Raw genomic sequence first — 25,242 nt, 5'->3', positions numbered from 1 at the left:
GCCGCTCACCGGAACTTGTTCAGGCCTTCGACCAGGGCGGGAACCATCTCCACACTGCCGTAGGAGGGGTCCATCTGGGCGCCGGGGATGGTGATGAACCGGTCGCCTGTCACGGCGCCGAGCTTGCTGGTGAGCGGGTCCTTCTTGAGCAGGGCGATTTTCTCCGCCGCGGTGTCGTTGGGCTCACCCCTGGTCAGGTCGGCCAGGATGATGACGTCGGGATTCCGGGCGGCGACCTCGTCCCAGCTCACCTCGGCCCACTTGGTCTTCGCGTCGTCGAAGATGTTCTTCACCCCGACGAGGTCGGAGACGTGCTGCGGCAGGCCGCCAGGGCCCGCAGCCCACGGCGTCCCGTCGTAGGTGGAGTAGAACCACAGCACCGACAGTGGCTTGTCCTTGTTCTTCATGGTGCCTACCGCCTGGTCCACCAGGGCCCTCTGTTCAGCCGCCAGCTTCTCCCCGGCATCCGGAACACTCATGATCTTGGCCAGGGCGCGGTACTCGTCGTACAACATGTCGAAGTCCGCGTCCGGCACGCTGACGTGGTAGCTGCAGTCGAACTCGGTGACGTAGGTTGCCACACCCAGGTCGTGCAACTGCTCGCGATCGCCGGCCTGCTCTGCGGTGAGGAAGCTCCCGAAACCGCTGTAGACGAAGTCCGGCTGCGCTTCCAGCAGCTTTTCGTGCTTGACCGGCTCTCCGCGTGGACCCAGTTGCGGGATCTTTCCGTACGGCTCGGCCATCTCGGCCGGTGGCTTGTAGATCTCGTAACCCGATCCGACGACCCGGTCACCCACCCCGAGTTTGATGAGAATCTCGGCTGCCGTCTGGTTCAGCGTGACGACCCGTTGTGGCGCCGCTTCGAAGGTGACGTCGGTGCCGCAGTTCTTCATGGTGAGCGGGTAGGTCGTTCCACCCGGTGCCGCTGACGCCGCCGGAGCGGGCGCGCCGGAGGGCTCGCCGCTCGAACACCCCGCGAGGACCAGCATCACCGCAGCAGTCATGACTCTGATACCCGTTGTCGTTTTCATCAGTGGCAGGCTAGCAGCCCGCGCGGCGGCAGCGAAGGGCCACAGCGGGCAATTCCATTCAGGACGACAACGACGGCACCCCTCTGTGAGGTCATCATGAGGAAGCGACCAGCATCGATTGCCTATTGCACATGGTTATCAAGTCTAGTAGACATGGCGAGGTGACCACGTCGCAATCAGTAACTGAGTCGATGCTGAGCGAAGTCCACCCCTTCGCGCTCACCGCCCTTCGGCATCCCACGGTCTCCACGCTTGTGGACGGCCATCGAGCCCTGCTTGCCGAACTCCTGGACGGCCTGGGTTCACCGCTGCACGTCGTGCTGCCGGAGGTCTTCGAAGAGAACATCGCGGTGCTGCGGCAGGCGTTCGCCGAGACGGGCGCTGACGTCGAGATCCTGTTTGCCAAGAAGGCGAACAAGGCCGACTGCTTCGTCCGGTCGGCCGCCGCGGCCGGCATCGGAGTCGACGTCGCCAGCGCCGCCGAACTGGTCAAAGCCCTGGCCGGTGGAGTGCCCGGACACCGGATCGGCATCTCCGGCCCGGAGAAGGACGACACTCTGCACTCTCTCGGTGTCCAGCACGACTGTCTGGTCGCCGTCGATTCGGTCAGCGAACTCCGCCGGCTGGCCGCCACCGCGAGAGTCGCGCATCGACAGGTCAGGGTGCTGCTGCGGGCTCGGACCGGGAGCCAGCCGGGAAGTCGCTTCGGCATGGCCGCAGCCGAGCGTGACGCGGCAGTCGATCAGTGTTTGGAGCTCATCGAACACGTGAGCCTCCGCGGATTCTCGTTCCACCTCAACGGCTACTCGCCCGAGGAACGGGCGGCGGCGGCGAACGAGATGATCGGATACTGCCTCGACGCCAAGCGGCGCGGCGCACAGGCCGCCGACCTGGTCAACATCGGCGGTGGTCTACCCATGCGGTACGTCGATCCGCGGCTCTGGGACGAGTTCCTTCAGCACAACGAGCCGGCCCACTACCACGGGACCAAGACGTCCAGAGGTCTCCACTTCTATCCGTACGGAGGACTGCCCACCACCCAGGCCGCACACATGATCATGAACCATCCCGTCGACGGCGACGAGAGCCTGTCGGCGAAGGCCGTCCGCACCGGCATCCGCTTCATCGTCGAGCCGGGCCGCTCGCTGCTGGATCAGGCCGGCTTCACCGTGTTCCGCGTGCAACAGGTCGAAGACCGGCGCGACACCGACGGGTACGCCATCGCCACCGTCGCGGGCAACAGCCTGAGCCTCTGCGAACAGTGGTTCAACACCGACTATCTGCCGGACCCCATCCTGCTCTCCGCCCAGTCTGTTGCCGACGAGGAGTTCCCGGCCTGCGTCGCGGGCTCGACCTGTCTGGAGAACGACATGGTCACCTGGCGCAAGATCGGGTTCGCCCGGCCGGTACGCCCCGGTGACCACCTCGTCTACCTCAACACCGCCGGCTACCACTCAGACTTCCTCGAATCCCGGTTCCACGACACGGCGCTGCCGTTGAAAGCGGTCCTCCGGCTCGGTCACGGATCACCGCGCTGGCGACTGGACGGAATCTGAGCAACCTCGACACGAAGGAGAACCCGCGCATGTCACAGAGCTACGCCGCCCCCGGACAGCTGTGGTTGCTGCCGCAGTCGGAGCAGGAAGGGCTGAATTTCGACTACCGGCAGGTACTCGAGGTCGTCGAGGGCGCCTACCGCGCTCTGCGGGAGAACGGGTCGAACAACCCGGTCAAGACGGTGATCGAGGACCCGGACGATCACTCGCTCAGCTACTCGATGGTGGCCCGGGACGGCGGCAGCGACACCGTGTGTTTCAAGGCCGTCTACGAGTTCGACCCGAGCCGCCGCCGCGATGACTACCGGTTCCACTCGTTCATCTTCATCGCCGACGACACCACCGGGACGCCCATCGCACTGATGGACGTGGTGAAACTGGGGCCGTTGCGGTCGTCGGCCAGCAGCGCGTTGTTCGCCCGCGCGGCCTGCCCGGACGCTCGCACCGCCCTGGTCATCGGCACCGGCGTTCAGGGGCAGATGGCCCTGCCGATGCTGGTCGCGGCGCTTCCGAATCTGGAGCGGTTGCAGGTGTGCGGCACCTATGCCGACGGTCTACGGGCCGTTCAGAACAGTGTCGACGGTCGCGAGGTGGAGATCGTGGACGACCTCCAGAAAGCCGCCGGCGAAGCGGACATCCTGATCGGCGCCTCCGGTCTGTCCGTGACGAAGGTGGTCCAGCGCGACTGGGTCAAGCCCGGATCGATCTCCGTCCTGCTCGGCTACGGCGTACACGACGTGTTCCACGGCGCCGACTACCGGATCGCCACCGACATCACGCAGATGAAGGTCACCTGCGGCAAACTGCGAGGCCCGGACGGGAGCCTGCCCCCGATCGACGGCGAGCTGCCCGACATCCTGCTCGGCCGGACACCGGCTCGACGTGAGTCCGGCGATGTGGTCTTCGCCTACAACAGCGGGATGGCGGTCACCGACGCCGCGCTGGGCCGGTACATCGCCGACCTCGCGCTGGCGGCCGGGCGTGGCCAGCGGGTCGATTTCTGGTGAGCGCGGTCGAGGCCGGTGCCGTCGCGGCGGCGACCTCGGCATCCGTGGTGCGCCGGGTGGTGGCGGGCCTGCCCGCCTACGATCCCGGCGCCGACCCGGATGCGGTGGCAGTCCTCAGCGGCGCCGCCCACGTGATCAAGCTGTCCAACAACGAAAGCCCGTTCGGCTCCTCGCCGGCGGTGGCCGAAGCTGTACGCGGGCGTCTGGACAGCGGCGTCTCCCGCTATCCCGACCCCACCGGAAGACGGCTGGCGGAGGCTGTCGGGGAGCGCCTGGCGGTACCTGCCGAGCGCGTCGTCCTCGGCAACGGTTCGGAGAACATCCTGGAGTTGCTGTGCCAGGCGGTACTCGATCCGGGCGACCTCGTGACCACTCAGGCACCGGGCTTCAGCCTGCACGAGATCTTTCCCCGCATGGTGGGCGCCCGGGTCGAGAAAGTCCCGGTCACCGAGGAGTTCGGGTTCGACCCATCCGCCTGGCGTGACGCGCTGGCCGCGGGCCCGAAACTGGTCTTCCTCGCCAATCCCTGCAATCCGACCGGCGCGATGCTCAACGTCGGCGAGTTGGCGCACCTCGTGGCCGAGACCCCGGAGTCGGCTCTGCTGGTGCTCGACGAGGCGTACTGCGAGTTCGCCCGGCCCGACCCGGGCTATCCCGACGGGCTGGCGCTGCTGCGCGAGCAGCACCGGCCGTGGATCGTCCTGCGCACCTTCTCCAAGGCGTACGGCCTGGCGGGTGTCCGGGTGGGATACGGCGTCGCTTCCGACACCGCCCTGGTCCAGGCACTGGACCGGGTTCGCGCACCCTACAACGTCAACCAGCTGGCTCAGGACGCGGCCATCGCCGCGCTGGGTGACCACGCGCACCTGGCGGAGACCGTCCGCCGGACCGGCCTCGAGATCGCTCGGGTCACGGACGGGTTGCGCGAGGCGGGCTTCCGCGTAGCACCGTCGTCGGCCAACTTCGTGTTCATCGACACGGGCTGCCGCTCGGACTGGGTGGCACAGGAGTTGCACCGCGTCGGGATCGTCGTCAAGGCCTGGCGTGAGCCGGGGTACGAGAACTTTATCCGAGCCTCATTGTCGCTTCCCGAGGACAACGACGTCTTTGTGCGTTGTCTGATGCGAATCTGTGCGAAGGGTGAGCAATGATCAGGGACAAGGTATCCGATCTGATCGGGCGGACGCCGCTGCTCAGACTGTCGGTGCCGGGTGGGGCGGGAACCGTCCTGCTCAAGATGGAGCAGTACAACCCCACCGGTACCGCCAAGATCCGGATGGCCAGGAATATGGTGGACGAGGCCGAGGAGCAGGGGCTGCTCGCCCCCGGCGGGTGGCTGGTCGAGGCCACCTCCGGCAACACCGGGATCGGCCTGGCGCTCATCGCCGCTGAACGCGGCTACAAGTTCACCGCCGTGGTGGACAACCATTCCAGTGTCGACAAGCTGCGCGGGATGCTCGCCTACGGCGCCGAGCTGCTGAACGTCGGTGGAGACGACAACGGACTGGCCACCGCCGAGCGGTACGCCACGGCTCGCCGGCTCGCGGCCGAGCAAGGCGCGTATTGCACCTCGCAGGACAGTAATCCGGGAAACCCGAACGGATACCGGCCGCTCGCCCGCGAACTGTACGACGATCTGGGCGAGGACATTCACTACCTGTATGGGGCTGTCGGCACCGGGGGGTCGCTCTGCGGCACCGGTCGTGTCCTGCGGGAACGCATCCCGGAACTGCGGATCGTCGGTGTCGAGCCGGTGGGCTCCGTGAATTTCGGCGGGGAGGAGGCTCCGTACCACCAGTCAGGCACCGGGACGCCGGTGGTGTCGGAGATCTGTGACACCCTCGACTACCGCATGATCGACGAGGGGATCAAGGTCAGCGACTCGGAGGCCTTCGAGACCTGCCGTTACCTGGCCCGGAATTTCGGCATCCTCGTGGGCGGCTCCGCGGGGGGCGTGGTCTACAAGGCGCTGGAGCGTGCGCAGAGCGTAGGACCGGAGACCACCATCGTCGCACTGGTTTGCGACGGTGGTGAGAAGTACCTCGACACCGTCTTCAACGACGAGTGGATGGCGGCCAACGGCTTGTTTGACGCGCGGGTCGTCGACCGGCTCGCATCGATGCTGCGTCGCGCCCCGGCCGACCGAACCGGACAGACACCCGAGCAGGTGCACTAATCAAAAGCGTGGCTTGTCGCCTGAAAGGATAACGGTTTCCGTTATCGTAAGCGACGGTAGGGCCGACTCACGATGGCCGGTTTCTGCGGTCGGGTGATCTCGTCAGTGTGGAGGTGTCGGCGTGTGGTCGACGGTGAAGTTGTTCCTAGGCCTGCGACCGCGGTCATGGGTGGAGATCGCCGGCCTGGTCGGGCTGATGTTGCTGGTGACAGCGACCTATGTCGGCCAAGGCCTGATGATCGCGGACCTACTGTCCACGGTCTTCTCGTCGGCCGACATCGCCGGCCTGGCGACGCCGCTGGTGGTGATCGGCGTGCTGCAGGTGCTGCGGATCGCGCTGATCGTGGTGCGGGACTCGTGGGCGCCGCGGGTGTCGGCCCGGGTCAAGGAGGCGGTGCGTGAAGGACTGACCCTGAAGTTGATGGAGATCGGTCCCGGGCAGGCGCAGCGGATGCGTACCGGTGACCTGCAGTCGACGCTCGTGGACTCCGTGGAGTTGCTCGATCCGCTGCTGAGTCGGTTCGTCCCGACGGTGCTGGCGTCGGTGCTGGGCTCCTGTCTCGCTGCGATGTACGTGATAGCGGTGGACCCGGTGGTGGGTCTGGTCGTGCTGGCGTGTGCGCTGCTTGCCCCGTTGTCCAAGCTGGCCGGAGAGAAGTCGATCAGGGAACGTGGCAGCCGCTGGACGGTCTCCTACCGAAGCATGTACTCGGAGAGTCTGGACGCTGTTCAGGGGATGGCGACACTGAAGGCATTCAATGCCAGCGGCCGGCGTGGTCGAGAGTTGATCGAACGCGGGGAGGCGTTCTGCCGTGACTCCATCGGGCTGATGGTGGCCTGGTGCGGCACGTCCAGTATCGGCGCGTTGATGGTCCCGATCGGCACCACGGCCGCGGTGGGCCTGGGCGCCTGGCACGCTGCCACCGGCTCGGTGAGCGTCGCGGGCTTGTTCACGATTCTGATGCTCACCCGCGAGACGTTCCGGCCCATGACCGAACTGGAGGCGGCCTACCACTCGGCCTACTACGCCATCCCAGCCGGCCGCGCGGTCGCCGACGTGCTGAATCTGGAACCGGTGGTGAAAGACACGGCAACCACGGCACCGGAATGGCCCTGCGATCCTCCGGGCCTGGAGTTCCGCGATCTCCGATTCTGTTACCCGACCCGGCGGGCGCCGGCACTGGACGGGTTCAACCTGGTCATAACGCCGGGCGAACGGGTGGCCATCGTGGGACGCTCGGGAGCGGGTAAGAGCACCATCATCGGGTTGCTCATGCGCTACTTCGACACCGACGCCGGATCCATCCGCATCAATGATCGCGACATCCGTGAGCTACCCCTGCGTAACCTGCGATCGATGATCGGCGTGGTCTCACAGGACACCTACCTGTTCCACGGCACCGTTCGCGACAACCTGCTCCTGGCCAGACCCGACGCCACCGACGAGGAGATCCGACGTGCGGTGACCGCTGCCCAGGCCGCCGACTTCATTCCCCGCCTGCCCCGGGGCCTCGACACCGTCGTCGGCGAACGCGGCCTGAAACTGTCCGGCGGCGAGCGGCAGCGCATCGCGATCGCGCGTGCGCTTCTCAAGGACGCTCCCGTGCTCGTGCTCGACGAGCCGACATCGAGTATCGACGCCGCCAATGAAGCGGAGATCACCCAGGCTCTCGGTGACCTGACCCTCGGTCGGACGACGATCATCATCGCGCACCGGCTGTCCACCGTGCGCGGCGCCGACCGGATCGTGGTGATGGAGTCCGGCAGGGTGGTCGAATTCGGCAGCCACCCCGACCTGGTGGCACGCAAGGGCCTTTACGCCGAACTCGTCGCTACCCAGGCTGGTGCGCTCGCATGACCTTGACTGTCCACACTCATTCCCACGACCACGACCACGACCACGACCACGACCACGACACGGGAGACGGGCACGGCCAATCGCTGATCACCAGGCTGAGGAGCCTGATGCCCCTCCTGGGCGAGCACCGCCGGCTCATCGTGGTGGCCTATCTGGCCGGCGCGCTGCACCAACTGCTCCTGCTCGCCTCATCCGGCATCGGTGCCTACGTGGTGGCACGAGCCGCCACGGGAGCCCCGCTGGACCAGCTCACCGGCTGGCTGATCGCACTCGGCGCCCTCATCGTGCCGCTGGTCGTCCTGAGCATTGCCGACAGCACTTACGCACACATCGCTGCCTTCCGCGCGCTGGCCGACACCCGGGCGAAGGTGTACACCGCCTTCGAACGGCTCTCGCCCGGCTACATGCTCGAACGGCGTTCCGGCGACCTCGGCTCCGCCGCGGTCGCAGACGTCGAACAGATCGAGCTGTTCTTCGCCCACACTCTCAGTCCGCTCGCGGTCGCGTCGACCGTGCCCGTGGCGACCACCGTCGCACTCGGCTGGTTCCACTGGTCGCTGGCCTGCGTCCTGGTTCCGGTGCTGGTACTGCTCGCGTCAGTACCGGCTTGGTTGCGGCGTCAGGCCGAACGACACGGACACGAGCTACGCGACTCGCTCAGTCAGATCAGTGCCGACAACACCGATACCTTTCAGGGTCTCCGCGAGCTGGTGAACTTCGGCGCACACGCCCAGCGACTCGGGCTGCTGCGCAAACAGAGCGTCCGGCTGGCCGAAGCGAAGTCCGCGCACGGACGCCGTAGCGGCATCGAGTACGCCGCCACAGACACCATCGCACTGCTGGGAATACTCGTGGTGCTGACCCTCGGCGCGTGGCTCGTCGTCGCGGGCGAACTCGACCGCGCTCTCTTCCCGGTCGCCGTCGTGCTCGCGGCGATGGCGATGCTGCCCGTGCTGAAGGTGACCGAGGTCGCGCGTGAGCTGTCCGTGGTGGCCTCGTCAGCGGACCGCATCAACACGTTGCTCGACGCACCCGCCCCGGTCTCGGACCTGGTCAACCAGCCACCCGAGGGCCCGATCGTGCCGCGTGTGCGCTTCGACGCTGTCACCTTCGCCTACCGCAGCGACCTGACCCCCGCAGTACGAGATGTCAGTTTCGAGATCCGCCCCGGCGATACGGTCGCCCTGGTGGGGCACTCCGGCGCAGGGAAGTCGACCTGCGCCAACCTGCTGCTGAGGTTCTGGGACGTCACCGCTGGATCTATCTCGGTGGGCGGACACGACGTTCGCGATTTCCCGCAGGAGGACCTTCGCCGCCTCATGACGCTGGTTCCGCAGGACACGTTCCTGTTCAACACCAGTCTGCGGGAGAACATCCGTCTCGGCCGCGCTGACGCCTCCGACGAGGAGGCCGAGGCCGCCGCGCGGGCCGCCCAGGCCCACGAGTTCATCACGACACTGCCGGACGGCTACGACACCATCGCGGGTGAACTCGGCGCGCTCATGTCCGGCGGTCAACGGCAACGGATCGCGATCGCCCGGGCCCTGCTCAAGAACGCCCCGATCCTGGTCATGGACGAGGCGGTGTCAAACCTTGACGCCGCGAGCGAACAGGCGGTCAACCAGGCGATGAACGAAGCCCGGCACGGCAGGACCACATTGATCATCGCGCATCGGCTCTCCACCATCAGGACGGCCGACCGGATCGTCATGCTGTCCGGGGGACGAATGATCGAGACCGGAACCCATGAGGAACTCGTGGCCGCCGGTGGCGCGTACGTCGACCTGCTCGCCTCGCAACTCGAAGGGTGAGCCTTCTTCGACGTGACCGGGGCCCGCCGACTCGGCGCAGACCGATTTATCGCCCGAAGCTCTCGCGACGTAAGGATCCATCATGCCCAAAATCCTGATCCTCGGTAGCGGACGTGACCTGGACCGCGAGCACATGCTCGCATCAGTGGCCGCCGAGCATGATGTGGTGCTCGCCCAGGAGTCTCTGGCGACCTGGGAGATCCGCTACGCCGACTCGGTTCACCGGATCGCCGCCGACGACCTGACGTCCGTGCTACTACTGGCTCGGAAAGAGTCCGTAGATGCGGTGCTGACCTGGGAGGAGGCCTGGATCGAGACCGCCGCGGCCACCACCAGCGCGCTGCGGCTACCCGGTCATCCCGTGCCGTCGGCCCGCGCCTGCCGGGACAAGCACCGGCTGCACCAGGCATGGGCCGCCGCGGGGGTGCCGTCGGCTCAGTCAGTCCTGGTCACCGACGAGGTTCAGGCCCTCCGCGCCGCCGCCGAGCTGGGGTACCCGGTCGTGGTCAAGCCGCGTTCGGGGACCGGCGGCACCGGGGTGCGGCTGGTTCGCAGCCCGGCGGATTTGGCCCGCGCCTATGCCGGGGCGGCCGGCGACGACGGCGCTCTGGTGCAGGAGTACCTGGACGGGCCGCAAATCAGCGTCGAGTCAGTGCTGGTACACAGCGGCCGGTTGCACGTGGTCGCGGCCGGAAGCCGGCACGTCGGACCAGGGCCGGGACTCGCGACAGCCAGCCGACTGATCTCAGTTCCTCAGCAGGCCGAGCACCTGGCCTCGGTACGCCGTGCCGTCGATGCCGCCCACGCCGCGCTCGGGCTGTGCGAGGGCGTCACCCACACCGAGGTACGGATGACCGCCGACGGACCCCGGTTGATCGGGCTCAACGCCCGGCTCGGTGGTGACCTGATCTCCCGGCTGGTGCCCTTGGCCACCGGCGTCGATCTGGTCGCGGCGGCGGTCGACACGGCGCTCGGGAGACAACCGCGGCTGCGGCACACGCGGCGACGTACCGCCGGAATCATCTTCCGTTACGGTGACACCGTCGAAGACACCGTACCCACGAGCCGACCCGCTCGGCTGCCCGACGGTGTCGAGTCGCTGTGGACGGCGCCGGAGGCCCCGGCGGCCCGATTCGGCGGCCGAATCGGGCATGCCATTGTGGTGGCTGACGACTACACCACCTGCCAGGTCCAGTTGGAAAAGGCGTACGCGGCGCTGCTTCCGGACTTCGGGTCGGCGATTGCCGTCCTTCCCGGCAGCGAGCCGTCGGCCAGCATCTCGGACGGAACCCTGGTCACCTGAGCGAAGGTGGGGTGCTGCGGCCCTCCAGCCGTAGGTGAAGGTCCACCGGGATCACCGGCGGAGGCAGGCGTACCTTCGTGTTTCTGCTCCGGCCGCGAGTGGTCGACGCTAAGTCCTGTGTTCGGCGGCACTGAGTGGTTCGCCGGTGACGGAGCCCGGTGTGGCGTCGTCGCGGGCCGAGTCCAGGCGACACCTCACACGTTCATGAGTAGCAGCATGGTTCCCATGCCAGCGGCCATGACGGAGTAGCTGAGCGAGTGCAGCCGGTGGCGAGACGCCGTCATGGTGCGGTACAGCCACCACAGGGCGGTGGCGGCGGCGAGTACCACGAAGGCGATGTTGACCGTGTCCGCCCACGCCGGTGTCGGCACGGGTACTCCGCCGGAGGCGCCGCCGCCGTGGGAGTGCCCGGCGCCTGCGCCGCCGGTTCCCAACTCGGACATGAGTGTGGGCATGGCCGCGAGCATCCAGATCATCGCCACGTCCATCGCGGCGTGACTGACCAGATCGGCTCGGTCCGATGCATGCCGGGTGCGTCGGTAGGCGGGTAGCAGCGCGAGGGCGAGGATCGCGAAGACCGCGATCTGTGCCCAGGCGACCGCGCCCTCCACCATCACCCAGACCATGAGGATCATCGCCGCGCTCATCACGCCGTGGTTGATGCCGACCAGTTCCTCATCGGAGAAGGGCTGGTCACGGGAAACCGCCCGGCGGCGGACGACGAGGTCGGCGACGCAGACGAGACCGGTCAGCAAGAAGACGACCGTCAATACGGGAACCCATGGGGCCTCGAGCACGACTACAACTTAGACCATGTGAACCGGGCGACCGGCGACGCTTGAAAGGCCCACCTCGATGACCGTCTCAGAGACCGAAGCGCCACCTCCCGCGGAGACGCCCGCGCCTACCGCGAGAGTCCGCAGGACGAACTGGTTCGCCGCGTTCTGGCGCTGGCACTTCTACGGTTCGATCATCGTCATCCCGGTGCTTTTCGCCCTTTCCGTCACCGGCATGATCTACATGTTCCGCGACGACGTGGACTCCCTCACGCATCCCGGGGTGCTGAAGGTTTCCGTGGTCGAGGGTGCCCAGAGGGTCACGCTGTCCGCCCAGGAAGCGGCTGTTCGCGCTGAGTTCCCGGATCGTTCGATCCTGTCCGTTCAGGACGGCGTCGGCGACCGTGCCACCCTGTTCGTCGCCGCTCAGGAGGACGGCAGCACCACGAACGTCTACGTGAACCCCTACACCTCCGAGGTCACCGGCGCGCTCAGTCAGGACCAACTCGTCTCCACCTGGGCCGAGCGCATCCACGGTGACCTGCTCATCGGCGACGGTGGCGTGGGAGACCGGATCGTCGAGCTCGGCGCCTCCTGGGGGATCGTGCTGACGATCACCGGGTTCATCATCTTCTTCCTCGGCCGTAAGGCCCGCAGCGGCGCCCAGGCCAAGGGCAGACGCGGTGCCCGGGTCCGTGGCTGGCACGCCATCGTCGGGCTCCCCGTGGGCCTCGGCGTCCTGCTGCTCGTCATCTCCGGCCTGCCGTGGACCGGCTTCTGGGGCGCCAAAGCGTCGGAACTCGCCGTGCACGGCAACATCTCGCTCTGGGGCGAGGATCCCGGTGCCGAGTCCACCATCCGGCAGCAGATCGAGAACAGCGACGGCCAGTCGGCGCCCGCCGGATGGGCCTCCGGCAACGCGCCGCAGGGCACCAGCACCGGCGCCGGCACACCGATCTCGATCGACAAGGCCGTCGCCACGGCGCAGGCACAGGGCGCTCCCGGGCCGTACCTGATCATGTATCCCGAAGGCGAAACAGGCGTCTTCAGCGTGATGAGCAGCCAGTGGTACAACGTCGGCAACCCCGCCGAGTCCGACGTCACCCAGGAGACAACGGTCCACGTCGACCAGTACAGCGGCGAGAAGGTCGGCCAGTACAGCTATGCCGACTACAGCGCCATGGCCAAGGTCGTGTCCCACGGAATCGCCCTGCACGAGGGACGGCGTCTCGGCGTCGCCAACGAGATCCTGTCCACGCTGTTCTGCCTCGCCGTGATCTTCATGTGCGTCACCGGACCGATGATGTGGTGGACCCGCCGCGGCACCGCCTCCGGGATGGCCGCACCCCGCGGGGAACTTCCGATCTGGGGCAACTGGCTCCTGCTCGCCGCGATGGCCGTCCTCGGCGTGTTCCTGCCCCTGTTCGGTCTGTCGCTGCTGGTGATCCTCGCACTGGACCAACTCCTGATTCGCCGGGTGCCGGCACTCAGGAGCTTCTTCGGTACGGTGTGAACCTCGGCGACGGCCCGGCCTGATCTGTCCGGCGTCACGTCAGACACTCCTGGTCGTCCCTCTCGATGGTGTGCAGCCACTCGACGTGGCCGGTCCGCTGGCTGCGTTCGCGGTGGCTGCACACTTCGTCGAGTGCGTAGGGCGGGCCGCCCAACGTCGGAGGTGCCGCGTCGATGAGGGCGCGGCGTCATCGGCACGTCATGCCGGTCCCGTCCTGCCCGGTTTCAGGCTTACTGGTGCAGATGTGCGCGTTGCCCCTCGCGGTCGAAGATCATGATCAGCTCGGCCGGCTCGTCGAGGGCTGTCATCGAGTGCGGGGTCATCGTCGAGAACTCGGCTGCCTCGCCCTTTTCGACTTCGATCTGCCGCTCACCGAGCCACAGCAGCACCCTGCCATCGAGCACGAGGAACCAGTCGTACCCGGGATGGACCCGCTGGGCCGGCATCGTCGCCTCGGGCTCTAACCGGACCTTCATCGCCATGGTGCGTCCGTCGACGCGGCTCAGCGGCCACGTGGTGCGCGAACCCGAACGGTGCTGCACGGGGCGGATCACCACGTCCTCGTCGCTGGTTGGCTCGAAGAGGACGTCGAGGCTTACCTGTAGCGCGTTGGCCAAGGGCACGAGCACATCGAGGCTGAGTGTCCGTTTGCCCGTTTCGACCCGGCTGATCGTCGACGGGCTGAGGTTGGTGCGTTCGGCGAGTTCCTCGAGGGAGTAGCCGAGCGTGGTGCGGATGCTCCGCAGCCGGGTGCGCGCCAGCCGCTCCACCTCACTGCGGTCGTTCATCTTCTCAGCATGAGGGTGTTTTGCGGATCTCGCAAGCGGCCTGTCAGATACCGCCAGAGGTTCCTACGCTTGACGCATGACAGATCATGCCCACGGAGCCTCCGAACACACACCGCACCAGAGCATCGTCCGGAAATGCGACGTCGCCGTCATCGGCGGATCAGCGGCCGGTCTGGCGGCCGCCCTGCAGCTCGCTCGTCAGCGACGCTCGGTCATCGTCGTCGACGACGGCACGCCGCGGAACGCGCCGGCGGCGCACATGCACGGCTACCTCGGACGTGAGGGCACCCCGCCCGAGGAGATGCGGGCCATCGGGCGCAAGGAGGTCCGTAGCTATGGTGGCAACGTCCTCACCGGTCGTGTCCTGGCGGTGCGGCAAGAGGAGGACGGATTCCACCTCGCCCTCTCGGGCGGGCACGGTCTCGTCGCCCGCCGGGTACTGGCCGCGACCGGCATCGTTGACGAGCTTCCCGACATCGAGGGTCTCGCCGAGCGTTGGGGCGCTCAGGTGTTCAACTGTCCGTTCTGCCACGGTTGGGAGGTCCGCGACCTGCGGGTCGTGCAGATCGTCACGACGCCGATGGGACTGCACCCGACCCAGCTGATGCGGCACCTGACCGACCGGTTGACCGTGGTGCTGCATGACGCGACGGGGATCGACCCGGCCGCGGTGCAGACCCTCGTCGCCTCCGGGGTAGCCGTGGTCGAGAGTGCGGTGCGCCGGGTGGCCGACGCCGACCCGGACGGGTCACTCGTCGTCGAACTCGCCGACGGCCGCAGCCTGCCAGCCGACGCGATCCTCACCGGGGCCCGGTTCCGTCCCCGGGTCGAGATGCTCGCCGGGCTGGGCATCGACATCACGGCTCACCCCAGCGGACTCGGTGATCTCGTCGCGGTCGACTCCACCGGACGTACCAGCGTGCCGGGCGTGTTCGCCGCCGGGAACCTGACGGACCCGAGCGCCCAGGTCCTGCCGGCCGCCGCGAACGGAAGTTGGATCGGCGCCCAGATCGCCTTCAGCCTCGCTGCCGAGGACACCACGGCGGGTGTCCGTCCCTCCGGCGTCGAGATCGAGTGGGACGGTCGCTACGGGGATCAGGAACGCGTGTGGAGCGCCAACCCGAACGGCACCCTCGTGGCGGAGGCCACGGACCTGCCCCCGGGGCGGGCGCTCGACGTCGGCGCGGGTGAGGGAGCCGACGCGCTCTGGCTGGCCGAACGAGGCTGGCAGGTGACCGCCTCCGACGTCTCCGGCAGGGCACTCGACCGGATCCAGGCCGAAGCGGAACGTCGCGGGCTCGACGTGCGCACGCTGCACCGCGACGCCAACGACCCCGCCGCGTACGCAGACGAGACCTACGACCTCGTCTCGCTACAGTACGGTTCGTTCCAGCGCACGCCCGAGCAGCGCGGCCTGCGCAACCTGCTCGACGCCGTGGCCGTCGGCGGGACGCTGCTCGTCGTCGGTCACGACCTGACCTGGCTCGAGCAGCCGTCGGACCCCGGCGAGCAGACCCGCATGTACGACCCGCACGCGTACGTCACGATCGACGAGATCACCGCCGAGATCACGGCTTCGAGCGACTGGCGCATCGACGTGCACGAAACCCGTCCCCGCCCCCCGGGAGCGATCAGCACCCACCACGTCGACGACGTCGTACTGCGCGCCGTCCGACTGAACCACCGCAAGGAGTTGTAAGGCCACGCCGAAGGGGTCACCCGGCGGCCAGTCGCATTAAGAGCGCGACGAACGCGACTGCGCAGACCTGGTTGACGCGCCGTGACCAGCGGACGTCAGTCATCCGTCGGGCGAGGCGTCCGGCACCTGCGCCGAGGGCGATGTCGACGGTGACCTGCACTTTTATGAAGACGGCGCCGAGCAGAACCAGTTGCCCGGTGGGGGTCACGCGAGGGCTGCCGTGGAGAGTCCGAGCATCTCAGGCATCCTCGGTGCCGTCGAGCAGGGCACGGCGCAGGGTCAGCCGGTGCTCGCGGCGGATCTGTGCCTCGCGGTAGCGGCGCCGGTCGCCGTCGGTCTGGGGTAGCAGCGGCGGCACCGGGCGGGGGTGGCCGTTGTCGTCGACGGCGACCATGACGAGGTGGGCGGTGGCCACGTCGGTCGGTGGTACGGCGCGGTCCCACCGGTCGGCGGTGACCTTGACGGTGACCTCCATGGAGCTGCGGCCGGCCCAGGTGATGCGGGCGTCGACGTGTACGACGTCGCCGACGCGGACCGCGCGGAGGAAAGCGGTCTCGTCGATGGCGGCGGTGACGGCCGGGCCGTCGGAGTGTCGGGCGGCGACCACTCCGGCGACGGAGTCGATGAGGTTGAGGATCCGGCCGCCGTGGACCGTGCCCATCAGGTTGGTGTGGTGCTGGTCCATGATCTGCGACAGGGTCAGGTGGGAGGCCGACGGTGGTCGGCCGGCGAGAGTGGTCGTGTCGTGCACGTGGCGTCCGTTCTCGGGGAACAAGCCACCGACCCGTCGGCGCGCACGTCGAGGAACACGCCGTTGCGGCGCGTCACCCGCCCGACCCGCCCGCGAGGTCGACGGCAGCGCACACACCTTGTGTCCGCAGCGCGGGCAGGTCTTCGGACTCGTGGGCGGTGCCGGACCCGTCCGGTCTCCTACTGGCCGTCGCTTCCCAGGCCGGGGGGCCCAGTGCGTGGTGACGGCTGTCGTTCCCACTCACCGCTGCGGGGCAGTCCCGGATTCTCACCGGGTTCCCTCTTACGACGCCCCACCAGCAACGGCCGGGCGAACCAGCGCCGTCGGTCACCCTATCCCGACCCGGCCGCTCAGCGGGGCGGCCTGGTGCTCGCTGTGAGCTGTATCCCTCGGCGGTCCACCTGTGCCGGTGGCCGGTTCAGCGGGAGCGGGATGTGCTGGAGCGAGAGCGAGACCGTGGCCACGCCGCGAAGCGGCTACCCATGGTGCACGTACGGTCGCTGATTGACAGTGGCCGTGCGGCGAACGAGACTGGCGCGACAACTGAACAACCGCGTGTGCGTGCGGGGGAAGTCCGGTCGAAGTCCGGCGCTGGCCCGCAACGGTAGGCCGCCAGGGAGCATCCCTGGTGGCGAGCCCGATCACCTGCCGTACTCGCGAGTCTCTGCTCCCCACCCGTCGTGGCCCACGGGTCGGAGGCCGGCCCGCCGCAGCATCACGGCGGGCCGGGTCTCGACGACCGCCGGGCCGGAAAGGCGCCAACCGATGGTCGTTCGCCTGGGCCGGCACCGCCTGCTCGCCCTGCTCTGCGGGATACTCGCCGCCCTCACTCTCAGCACATCCACGAACGCCGCACCCGCACAGGCCGGTGCCGTCCGGACGGATGCCGCCGCCGGATGGTTGGCCCGACAGTTGGTCGACGGTGAACGTTTCGAGGCCGTCTTCGACGGGGTCACGTACCCGGACCAGGGGTTGACCCTGGACGCGGTCTTCGCGTTCGCCGCCGCCGGTGTCGCCGACGACTTCGGCGCTCAGGCGTTGGCCTGGGCCACCCGGCCGGACGTCCGCGACGGGTACATCGGCGACGGCGCCACCGAGGCGTACGCGGGCGCGACCGCCAAGCTCGCTCTCGCCGTCGCGGTTCGCGGCGGCGATCCGACCGACGTCGGCGGTGTGGATCTCATTGCCCGGCTGCGGTCGCTCCAGGACCCGGCTGGCCGGTTCACCGACCGGTCGGCGTGGGGTGATTTCAGCAACGCGTTCAGCCAGTCCTTCGCGATCCTCGCGCTGGACCGGACCGCGCAGGGCGCGCCGGCGGTCGCCGCCGGTTGGCTGGCCGGCACCCGGTGCCCGGACGGCGGCTATCCGCTGCTGCCGGAGCAGCCGCTCTGTGTCTCCGACGTGGACGCCACCGCCGTCGCGGTGCAGGCGTTGCGGGCCGCCGGCAGCCCGGCTGACGCCGCCGCGGGACTACGCTGGCTGGTCTCGGTGCAACGCACCGACGGTGGGTTCACCAACGCCGGTGGGGTCGCGAACGCCAACAGCACCGGGTTGGCGGCCCAGGCGTTGCGCGACGGCGGCCGGCCGCTGGCTTGGCTCCGGGCCCGCGTGTTCCTGGCCGATCTTCAGGTCGGGTGTGCCGCCCCGGTCGCCGACCGGGGCGCTGTCGACTTCGACGGTGGTGTCTTCGATCCCGGCACCGCCCCCCGCGCCACCGCCCAGGCTGTTCTCGGCCTGGTCGGCACCGGATTCGCCCGGCTCTCCACCGTCACCGCGACCACCGGCGCACCCACCCTGCCCTGCCGCTGACCGGCCGCAGATTCCGTCCCACCAGAAGGAGTGCTCATGTCCCAGGTCTACGATCCTGTTCGCGGGTGGCTGGCGAGCATCGCGGTGGCGGCTGTCGTCGCCGTCGGGTTGATCGCTGTCGAACCGTCTCCCCGAGCTGCGCAGGCTGCGGCGTGCACCGGGACGTCGGGGGTCACGGTGGTGGTCGACTACGGTTCACTCGGCGGCGGCGTGCAGGTGGCGTGCGCGCTCGGTGACCCGGCCACGGGGCTGGCCGCCCTGCAGGGCGCCGGCTTAACGGTGACCGGCACGCAGCGGTGGGGGTTGGCCTTCGTCTGCCGGATCAACGGGAAGCCGACCGCCGCGACCGAACCCTGCATCAACACGCCGCCGGCCGGCGCGTACTGGTCGTACTGGCACGCCTCCGGCAGCGGAGCCGCCTGGACCTACAGCACGTTGGGGGCGACCAGCTACAACCCTGCTCCTGGCACGGTCGAGGGATGGTCCTTCGGCGCCGGCGCGGCACCCAGCATCACCGCCCCCTGACCTGCGTGTAGCCGACACGGGCCGTGGACTGCCGGGTGTCGTCCGCCACCCTGGCGCCGAAAGGCGACCGGGCGGTACGGTGGCGACACCCGGCGCGCCGGGTACCCAACTGAATACGTCCCGTGCGGGGGGAAGTCGGTAGAGCCGACGCTGACCCGCAACCGTGAGCGAGAGCTGTCTCGCGAGCCGGAATGCCCCGCACAGGACGAGCGGCTTCCACTGTCGAGGTCTACAGGGTGGAGTCCGGGTAACCGAGGTACGGCATCTCGTCGCGGCCACGCGAGCGGATGCCGCCCACAGGTGCCTTCCGGAGCTTTCACCGACCGCTCTGCGAAAGGCGCCCCTCATGCGTACGTTCCCGCTCCGGCGCGTCGGCGCCGGTCTCGGCGTCGCCACCGCCACCGCGCTCGCCATCGTCGCGGCCACCCCCTTCGGCGTGGCCGCCGCGCCGTCGCCGACCCACACCGCCGCCGCTCGCGACGCCGCGACCTGGCTGGCGGGGGAGTACACCGACGGCGTCCTGCCCGGCCCGTTCACTCCCGAGGACTGGGGGTTGAGTATCGATGGCGTGATCGCGCTCGCCGCCACCGGGGTGGCCGGCTCGACTCGGCAGGCGGCGACGGCGCAGATCGCCGCGCACGTCCGGTCCTACAACAGCTACGACGACTGGGGCCTTGAGGGTTTCACCGACGGCGGTGCCACCGCGAAACTGCTCTACGTCGCCTCCGCCGCCGGCGCCGATCCCACCGACTTCGGCGGCTGGGACCTCCGTGCCGAAACCGTGGCCCTGATCGCTGCGGCCGACACCGATCACCAGCACGGCCGGATCACCAGCCGGACCACCGAGGCCACCGGCCCGGACCCCAGCAACACCTTCGATCAGTCCTTCGCCGTGCTGGGTCTGGCCCGCAGCGGCGGCGCACCGCAGGAAACCGTCAACTTCCTCGTCCGGCAGCAGTGCACGGCCGGCGGCTTCCGGCTCTATCCCGACGCCGACGGCGCGCCGTCACCGTCCTGTGACACCCAGGCCAACGCCACCCTCGACGTCGACTCCACCGCCATGGCTGTGCAGGCACTGCTCGCGACCGACGCCGCAGGTGCGGACGAGGCCGCTCAGCGCGGCGCGGACTGGCTGGTGGCCCAGCAACGCGCCGACGGATCGTTCGGCGGGTCGGGGCCGACCAGCGGCCCGAACTCCAACAGCACCGGCCTGGCCGGGCAGGCCCTGGCCGCGGCCGGGCGCGACGCCGAAGCGGCACGGGCCGCCGAATCCCTGGCCGCGCTGCAGCTCACCACCGCCAACGGTGGTGCCGCTGCGGCCGATGCCGGCGCCATCGCCTACGCCAGCGACGCGTTGACCGAGGCGGTCGCCGACGGCATCGCCGACACCTTCCGGGACCAGTGGCGCCGCGCCACCGCCCAGGCGCTACTCGGGCTGGCCCAGGTTCCGCTGAGCCGGATCGGCCTCGACGTACCGCCCTCCGGCGAGCCCACCCCATCGGTCACCGTGCCACCCACGCCGACCGCCTCATCCAGCCCGACCGGCTCACCGTCGCCGTCCGCGTCGCCCACGCCGACCACCTCGCTCACCAGCAGCCCGACACCGAGCGCCTCCCCGAGCAGCACGCCTTCCGTGCCCACCACCGCGCCGACTCCCGCTCCCTCCGTCACCAGTCCCGCCGCCGGCGGATCGGGCCGGCTACCAACCACCGGCGCGGCGATCGGCGGGTACGTGCTCATCGCCCTGCTGCTGCTCGGTGGGGGAGTAGTGCTGCTGCTGCTCGGCCGTCGGCGGGCCACGTGAGCACCCGGGCGACCCGCCTCGCCATCGCCATCGCGGTGGCCGCCGCCAGTGTCCTTCTCGGACCGTCTCCGGCAGCGGCCGCCGGCAGCGCCGGGTACTGCCCTGACGCTGCCGGCGTGACGGTGGTGGTGGACTTCAAGGAACTCGGCGGCGGTACCGTCGTCCGGTGCGCCCCGGGCGACCAGGCCACCGGCCTGGCGGCGTTGAAGGCCGCCGGCTTCCAGATCGCCGGCACGCTGCGCTGGGGCGAGGGGTTCATCTGCCGGATCGAGGGCAAACCCTCGGCCAGCACGGAGAAGTGCGTCGACACGCCACCGGCCAGCGCCTACTGGTCGTACTGGCACGCACCCAACGGGGGCAGCTGGACCTACAGCGACAAGGGTGTGCTCAACCGCAAGCCGCCATCGGGCAGTTTCGAAGGCTGGTCGTTCTCACTCAACCGCAACGCCGACAAGGCACCCCGACCTGCTGTGGCGCCCGCCCGGCCCGCACCTGCGCCGCGCACCACACCACCCGCGCCCCCGCCTGCGCCTCGCACGTCCGCACCGGCACCGCCGCGCCCCTCGTCAGCTGTGCCGCCGCTCGCCCCGCCGACCGCCGGTCCACCGAACGCGCCCCCGGCGGCGGGCAGCACCCCACCGGCCGGGGTCACCCTGACTCCACCGGCCTCCGCCACCAGCGCGACCCCGCCCGGCAGCCCACCCGTGCCGACGATTGCGGCCACCGCTCTGCTGCTCGCGGCTGCGCCTGTCACGCCATCGATCCACCCGACGGACTCGTACCCCCGACCGAGGTCACCGCCGCGCGTGACACCGGCGGCCTCCTGCTGGGCACTCTGGCGGGGCTGTTACTGCTGGTCGCACTGGCAGGTGGCGGGCTCGTAGCCGCCCGCCACCGGCGGACCGCCGAGCCGGATGACTGACCAGGCCACCGCCCACGGGGTGGCGCGACAGACACCGCTGAGGCCGCCTGCCGGCCGGCTGACCGTGGCAGGCCGGCTACCCCGCGCGCTGCACCCGGGCGCCTGGTGGCTGTGGGCGCTCGGGCTGGCGACCGCAGCCAGCCACACCACCAACCCGCTGCCACTGGCGCTACTCGTCGCCGCCGCCGCGCTTGTGGTTGTCCGCCGGCGCGGTGACGCCCCCTGGGCGTTCGCGTTCCGGATGTACCTGATCCTCGGCGCGGTGATCGTGGCCATGCGGGTGGTGTTCCGCCTCGTGTTCGGCGGCGGCCAGGGTGACCACGTCCTGCTTCACCTGCCGGAGATTCCGTTGCCGGCATGGGCGGCCGGCATCCGGCTGTTCGGCCCGGTCGCCGCCGAACAGCTCCTCGGCGGCTTCTACGACGGACTGCGCCTGGCGACGATGCTCATCTGCCTCGGTGCCGCCAACGCCCTGGCCAACCCGAAGCGCCTGCTGAAAGCGGTACCCGCTGCGCTGTACGCGATCAGTACCGCAGTGGTGGTCGCGCTGTCGGTGGCCCCGCAACTTGTGGAAAGTGTGCTGCGGGTACGCCGGGCCCGTCGGCTGCGCGGTGCCACCGGTAATGGTCTGCGTGCCTTGCGGGGCATCGCACTGCCGGTGCTGGCCGACGCCCTGGACCGATCCCTCGCCCTGGCCGCGGCCATGGACTCGCGCGGCTACGGCCGCACCGCCGCGATACCGGCCGGCCAGCGGGCCCTCACGGGTGGGTTGGTGCTTGCCGGACTGGTCGGGGTCTGCGTCGGCACCTACGGGCTGCTCGACGCGACCGTGCCCAGCTACCTCGGTCTGCCGATGCTGATCGTCGGTCTGGCGACAGCCGTCGTCGGAATGCTGCTGGCCGGCCGGCAGGTCCGACGCAGCCGCTACCGGCCGGACCGCTGGCGGATCACGGAGGTTGTCGTCGCCGGCTGTGGGGTGGCCACCGCTGTCGTGATGGCGGTGGCCGGATCCGTGGACCCGGTCCGGCTCTACCCGCCGGTGAGCCCGCTCACCTGGCCCGAGCTGACCCCGCTGATGCTCCTGGTCGTCGCGGTCGCGGTCGCGCCGGCCTGGCTGGCACCGCCGCCGACGCTCGCGGACCACCGCACCCCCCGCCCGGTGCTCATCCCATCGGACGGCACGACCCGCAGCTCGCCGAAGTGTGACACCAGCGAGTCGGAGGCCCAACGTTGATCGATTTCAGTCGGGTGACCGTCCGCTACGCCGAGACCCCCGAACCGATGCTGCGCGACGTGAACCTGCACATACCCGAGGGCGAGTTGTGCCTGGTCGCTGGCCGCACCGGCGCGGGCAAGTCGACTCTGCTGCGGGCCATCAACGGGCTGGTGCCGCACTTCACCGGCGGCACGCTCCACGGCACCGTTACCGTGCAGGGCCGCGACACCCGCAGCCATCCTCCCCGTGACCTCGCCGACGTCGTCGGAGTCGTCGGCCAGGACCCGCTCGCCGGATTCGTCACCGACACGGTCGAGGAGGAACTGGCCTACGGCATGGAGCAACTGGCCCTGACCGCCCCGGTCATGCGTAAACGCGTCGAGGAAACCCTCGACCTGCTCGGCATCGCCGAGCTGCGCGACCGTCCGCTGCGAACTCTGTCCGGTGGGCAGCAGCAGCGGGTCGCGATAGGCGCTGTACTCACCAGCCATCCGCAGGTGCTCGTCCTCGACGAACCGACCTCCGCCCTGGACCCCACCGCCGCAGAGGATGTCCTGGCTGCCGTCACCCGCCTGGTCCACGACCTCGGCGTCACCGTCGTGGTGGCCGAACACCGCCTCGAACGCGTCGTGCAGTACGCCGACCGGCTGCTCTACCTGCCCGGCGACGGCACCGTCATCGACGGTGAACCGGCCGTCGTGCTCGCCGACATCGATCTCGCACCACCCCTCGTCGACCTGGGCCGTGCCGCTGGCTGGACACCCTTGCCGCTGTCCGTACGCGACGCCCGTCGCCGCGCAGCGGACCTCCGGCAGCGGCTCGGCGACACCCCGCCACCCCCGGCCCCCCCGACACCGGATGCTCCACCGGCGCTGACCGCCCGCGACATCGTGGTGCGCTACCCCGGCACGGTCGCCGTGGCCGGCGTCGACCTCGACCTGCATCCCGGCCGGATCGTCGCGCTGATGGGCCGCAACGGATCCGGCAAGTCCAGCCTGCTCTGGGCGGTACAGGGCAGTGGCCCCCGGCAGGGCGGAACGGTCACCGTGACCGGCCCCGACGGCGCCACCGATCCGAAGACACTGCCCGCCGGGCGGGCTCGACAGCGCGTCGGACTGGTGCCGCAGACCCCGGGCGACCTGCTCTACCTGGAGACGGTGGAAGCCGAGTGTGCCCAGGCCGACCGGGAATCCGACGCGCCGGTGGGCACCTGCCGGGCACTGCTGGACCAGCTCACCGCCGTGTTGCCCGACGACCAGCACCCCCGGGACCTGTCGGAAGGGCAGCGGCTGGCCCTGGCGCTCGCCGTCCAGCTCACCGCCGCACCACCGGTCGTGCTGCTCGACGAACCGACCCGTGGCCTCGACTACCACGCCAAACGGCAGTTCACGGCGATCGTCCGGCGGCTGGCCACCGAAGGCCGGGCGGTAGTCGTCGCCACCCATGACGTCGAACTCGTCGCCACCCTCGCCGACCGGGTCGTCGTGATGGCGCAGGGGGAGATCGTGGCCGACGGCACCACCGCCGAGGTCATGCTCGCCTCACCCGCGTTCGCCCCGCAGGTCGCTAAGGTGATGGCACCGCAGCCCTGGCTGACCGTGGACCAGGTCACCGCCGCGTTGGCCGAGGCCGGGACACGAGGATGACGACCGCCCTGCGGGTCGCCCCGCGTACTGCCGTCGTGCTGGTCCTGGCCTCCGTCGCCGCGCTGGCCACCTTCACCTGGCCGTTCTTCGTGCCCGCCCAATCCGAGAGCATGGCCCGTACCACCGAGGCGCCACTTGTCTTCGTCGCCGTACTACCGATCCTGCTGGCCCTCGTCCTGGCCGAACTCAGCTCCGGCGGCATCGACAGCAAGGCCCTGGCGATGCTCGGCGTGCTCGCCGCCGTCAACGCCGCCTTACGCCCCCTCGGCGCCGGCACCGCCGGCATCGAAACGGTGTTCTTCCTGCTCGTGCTCGCCGGCCGGGTCTTCGGACCCGGCTTCGGGTTCCTGCTCGGCGCCACCTCGCTGTTCGCCTCCGCCCTGCTCACCGCCGGCGTTGGTCCGTGGCTGCCGTTCCAGATGCTGGCCGCCGCGTGGATCGGCCTCGGCGCCGGGCTGCTGCCGGCCCGGTTGCGGGGCCGGGCCGAGATCGTCGTGCTGGCCGGCTACGGTGCGATCGCCGCCTACGGCTACGGGCTGCTGATGAACCTGTGGTTCTGGCCGTTCAGCATCGGCGCGGACACCCAGCTCTCCTACGTGGCCGGAGCACCGGTGCTGGAGAACCTGCACCGCTTCGCCGTGTTCACCGCCGTCACCTCCACCTTCGGGTGGGACACCGGCCGCGCTATCACCACCGTGCTGGCCATCGTCCTGGTCGGACCCGCCGTCCTGGCCGCTCTGCGCCGTGCCGCCCGCCGCGCCGCCTTCGACGCACCTGTCACCTTCGCTACGACACCAGGGCCAGCCATCCCGCCCGGGCAAGACAGCGGTCTCGGTGTGCGGCCGCGAAACCCTCGACAGCGGCCTGACACCGAGGAGTCACCGCCACCCCGCATCTCCGGGTTGGCGACCGACGGCGAAGATCTGATCGCGAAGCGGATGCGGCGTCGCCAGGCTGGCACCAGGCCTATCGGGCGGATGCCAGATGCCGTCAGGGCGGAAGCCGGTTCCTGACCCGTACCCGCCTTCCTCTACCCGTGTCCGCCGGATAC

21 protein-coding genes and 1 riboswitch are annotated in these 25,242 nt (G+C 69.6%); of the genes, 16 read left to right on the top strand and 5 right to left on the bottom strand.

The window, feature by feature from the left end; translation table 11 throughout:
- Positions 1–5 precede the first annotated feature (5 nt).
- Positions 6–1,031, bottom strand: a complete 1,026-nt coding sequence (locus tag ENC19_RS13440) for an ABC transporter substrate-binding protein (RefSeq protein ID WP_235944777.1) — start codon at positions 1,029–1,031, stop codon at positions 6–8.
- Positions 1,032–1,222: 191 nt separating this feature from the next.
- On the opposite strand from ENC19_RS13440, the gene ENC19_RS13435 reads away from it, so the two are divergent.
- From ENC19_RS13435 to ENC19_RS13405, 7 genes are all read left to right on the top strand, one after another.
- Positions 1,223–2,587: an alanine racemase gene (locus tag ENC19_RS13435; protein WP_208020895.1), complete on the top strand. Its 1,365-nt coding sequence runs from the start codon at positions 1,223–1,225 to the stop codon at positions 2,585–2,587.
- A 29-nt stretch (positions 2,588–2,616) separates the two neighbouring features.
- A complete protein-coding gene (locus ENC19_RS13430) occupies positions 2,617–3,594 on the top strand; it encodes an ornithine cyclodeaminase (protein WP_164447538.1) in 978 nt (325 codons plus the stop codon).
- The gene (gene hisC / locus ENC19_RS13425) at positions 3,591–4,745 is read left to right on the top strand and encodes a histidinol-phosphate transaminase (protein WP_164447537.1); all 1,155 of its coding nucleotides are present in this window, start codon (positions 3,591–3,593) and stop codon (positions 4,743–4,745) included. Before ENC19_RS13430 ends, hisC begins: the two co-directional genes overlap by 4 nt.
- Positions 4,742–5,770: a PLP-dependent cysteine synthase family protein gene (locus ENC19_RS13420; protein ID WP_164447536.1), complete on the top strand. Its 1,029-nt coding sequence runs from the start codon at positions 4,742–4,744 to the stop codon at positions 5,768–5,770. The genes hisC and ENC19_RS13420 overlap by 4 nt, the downstream gene beginning before the upstream one ends.
- A 133-nt stretch (positions 5,771–5,903) precedes the next feature.
- Positions 5,904–7,628: an ABC transporter ATP-binding protein gene (locus ENC19_RS13415; RefSeq protein ID WP_164447535.1), complete on the top strand. Its 1,725-nt coding sequence runs from the start codon at positions 5,904–5,906 to the stop codon at positions 7,626–7,628.
- 107 nt (positions 7,629–7,735) lie between these two features.
- Positions 7,736–9,439: an ABC transporter ATP-binding protein gene (locus tag ENC19_RS13410; protein ID WP_164447534.1), complete on the top strand. Its 1,704-nt coding sequence runs from the start codon at positions 7,736–7,738 to the stop codon at positions 9,437–9,439.
- 82 nt (positions 9,440–9,521) lie between these two features.
- A complete protein-coding gene (locus tag ENC19_RS13405; protein WP_164447533.1) occupies positions 9,522–10,742 on the top strand; it encodes an ATP-grasp domain-containing protein in 1,221 nt (406 codons plus the stop codon).
- Between the two features lie 194 nt (positions 10,743–10,936).
- On the opposite strand, the gene ENC19_RS13400 is transcribed toward ENC19_RS13405, so the two are convergent.
- Positions 10,937–11,512, bottom strand: a complete 576-nt coding sequence (locus tag ENC19_RS13400) for a DUF5134 domain-containing protein (protein WP_164447532.1) — start codon at positions 11,510–11,512, stop codon at positions 10,937–10,939.
- A gap of 85 nt (positions 11,513–11,597) precedes the next feature.
- Between ENC19_RS13400 and ENC19_RS13395 the strand changes: the two genes are divergently transcribed.
- The gene (locus tag ENC19_RS13395; protein ID WP_164447531.1) at positions 11,598–13,031 is read left to right on the top strand and encodes a PepSY-associated TM helix domain-containing protein; all 1,434 of its coding nucleotides are present in this window, start codon (positions 11,598–11,600) and stop codon (positions 13,029–13,031) included.
- 230 nt (positions 13,032–13,261) lie between these two features.
- Here ENC19_RS13395 and ENC19_RS13390 read toward each other — a convergent pair whose 3' ends face one another.
- On the bottom strand, positions 13,262–13,819 hold the full coding sequence (locus tag ENC19_RS13390; RefSeq protein WP_164447530.1) for a helix-turn-helix domain-containing protein: 558 nt from the start codon (positions 13,817–13,819) through the stop codon (positions 13,262–13,264).
- Positions 13,820–13,895: 76 nt separating this feature from the next.
- Here ENC19_RS13390 and ENC19_RS13385 point away from each other — a divergent pair, with 76 nt between their 5' ends.
- Positions 13,896–15,518 carry an FAD-dependent oxidoreductase gene (locus ENC19_RS13385; protein WP_164447529.1) on the top strand — a complete coding sequence of 541 codons (1,623 nt, stop codon included), beginning with the start codon at positions 13,896–13,898 and terminating at the stop codon, positions 15,516–15,518.
- Positions 15,519–15,534: 16 nt separating this feature from the next.
- On the opposite strand, the gene ENC19_RS13380 is transcribed toward ENC19_RS13385, so the two are convergent.
- Positions 15,535–15,726, bottom strand: a complete 192-nt coding sequence (locus ENC19_RS13380; protein ID WP_235944776.1) for a hypothetical protein — start codon at positions 15,724–15,726, stop codon at positions 15,535–15,537.
- 30 nt (positions 15,727–15,756) lie between these two features.
- Positions 15,757–16,269, bottom strand: a complete 513-nt coding sequence (locus tag ENC19_RS13375; protein ID WP_164447528.1) for an acyl-CoA thioesterase — start codon at positions 16,267–16,269, stop codon at positions 15,757–15,759.
- A gap of 117 nt (positions 16,270–16,386) precedes the next feature.
- Positions 16,387–16,603: riboswitch (cobalamin riboswitch) on the bottom strand.
- Between the two features lie 431 nt (positions 16,604–17,034).
- Between ENC19_RS13375 and ENC19_RS13370 the strand changes: the two genes are divergently transcribed.
- The 7 genes from ENC19_RS13370 (at position 17,035) to ENC19_RS13340 (ending at position 25,204) form a co-directional block, all read left to right on the top strand.
- A complete protein-coding gene (locus ENC19_RS13370) occupies positions 17,035–18,078 on the top strand; it encodes a prenyltransferase/squalene oxidase repeat-containing protein (RefSeq protein ID WP_164447527.1) in 1,044 nt (347 codons plus the stop codon).
- Positions 18,079–18,108: 30 nt separating this feature from the next.
- Positions 18,109–18,603 carry a hypothetical protein gene (locus ENC19_RS13365; RefSeq protein ID WP_216592901.1) on the top strand — a complete coding sequence of 165 codons (495 nt, stop codon included), beginning with the start codon at positions 18,109–18,111 and terminating at the stop codon, positions 18,601–18,603.
- Between the two features lie 346 nt (positions 18,604–18,949).
- Positions 18,950–20,407 (top strand): prenyltransferase/squalene oxidase repeat-containing protein, encoded by a 1,458-nt coding sequence (locus tag ENC19_RS13360; protein ID WP_164447525.1) that lies wholly within the window; start codon positions 18,950–18,952, stop codon positions 20,405–20,407.
- Positions 20,404–21,291, top strand: a complete 888-nt coding sequence (locus ENC19_RS13355) for a hypothetical protein (RefSeq protein ID WP_408058075.1) — start codon at positions 20,404–20,406, stop codon at positions 21,289–21,291. Before ENC19_RS13360 ends, ENC19_RS13355 begins: the two co-directional genes overlap by 4 nt.
- Before the next feature lie 30 nt (positions 21,292–21,321).
- Positions 21,322–22,563 (top strand): CbiQ family ECF transporter T component, encoded by a 1,242-nt coding sequence (locus ENC19_RS13350; RefSeq protein ID WP_164447524.1) that lies wholly within the window; start codon positions 21,322–21,324, stop codon positions 22,561–22,563.
- A complete protein-coding gene (locus ENC19_RS13345) occupies positions 22,560–24,191 on the top strand; it encodes an ABC transporter ATP-binding protein (protein ID WP_164447523.1) in 1,632 nt (543 codons plus the stop codon). The genes ENC19_RS13350 and ENC19_RS13345 overlap by 4 nt, the downstream gene beginning before the upstream one ends.
- Complete coding sequence (locus ENC19_RS13340; RefSeq protein WP_235944775.1) at positions 24,188–25,204, top strand: ECF transporter S component; 1,017 nt, start codon at positions 24,188–24,190, stop codon at positions 25,202–25,204. Before ENC19_RS13345 ends, ENC19_RS13340 begins: the two co-directional genes overlap by 4 nt.
- Positions 25,205–25,242: the final 38 nt, after the last annotated feature.

Source organism: Verrucosispora sioxanthis (assembly GCF_010560025.1).
Lineage (GTDB): Bacteria > Actinomycetota > Actinomycetes > Mycobacteriales > Micromonosporaceae > Micromonospora > Micromonospora palythoicola.
Note: the sequence above shows the minus strand (reverse complement) of the source record. Positions and strands in the feature narration are given on the sequence as shown.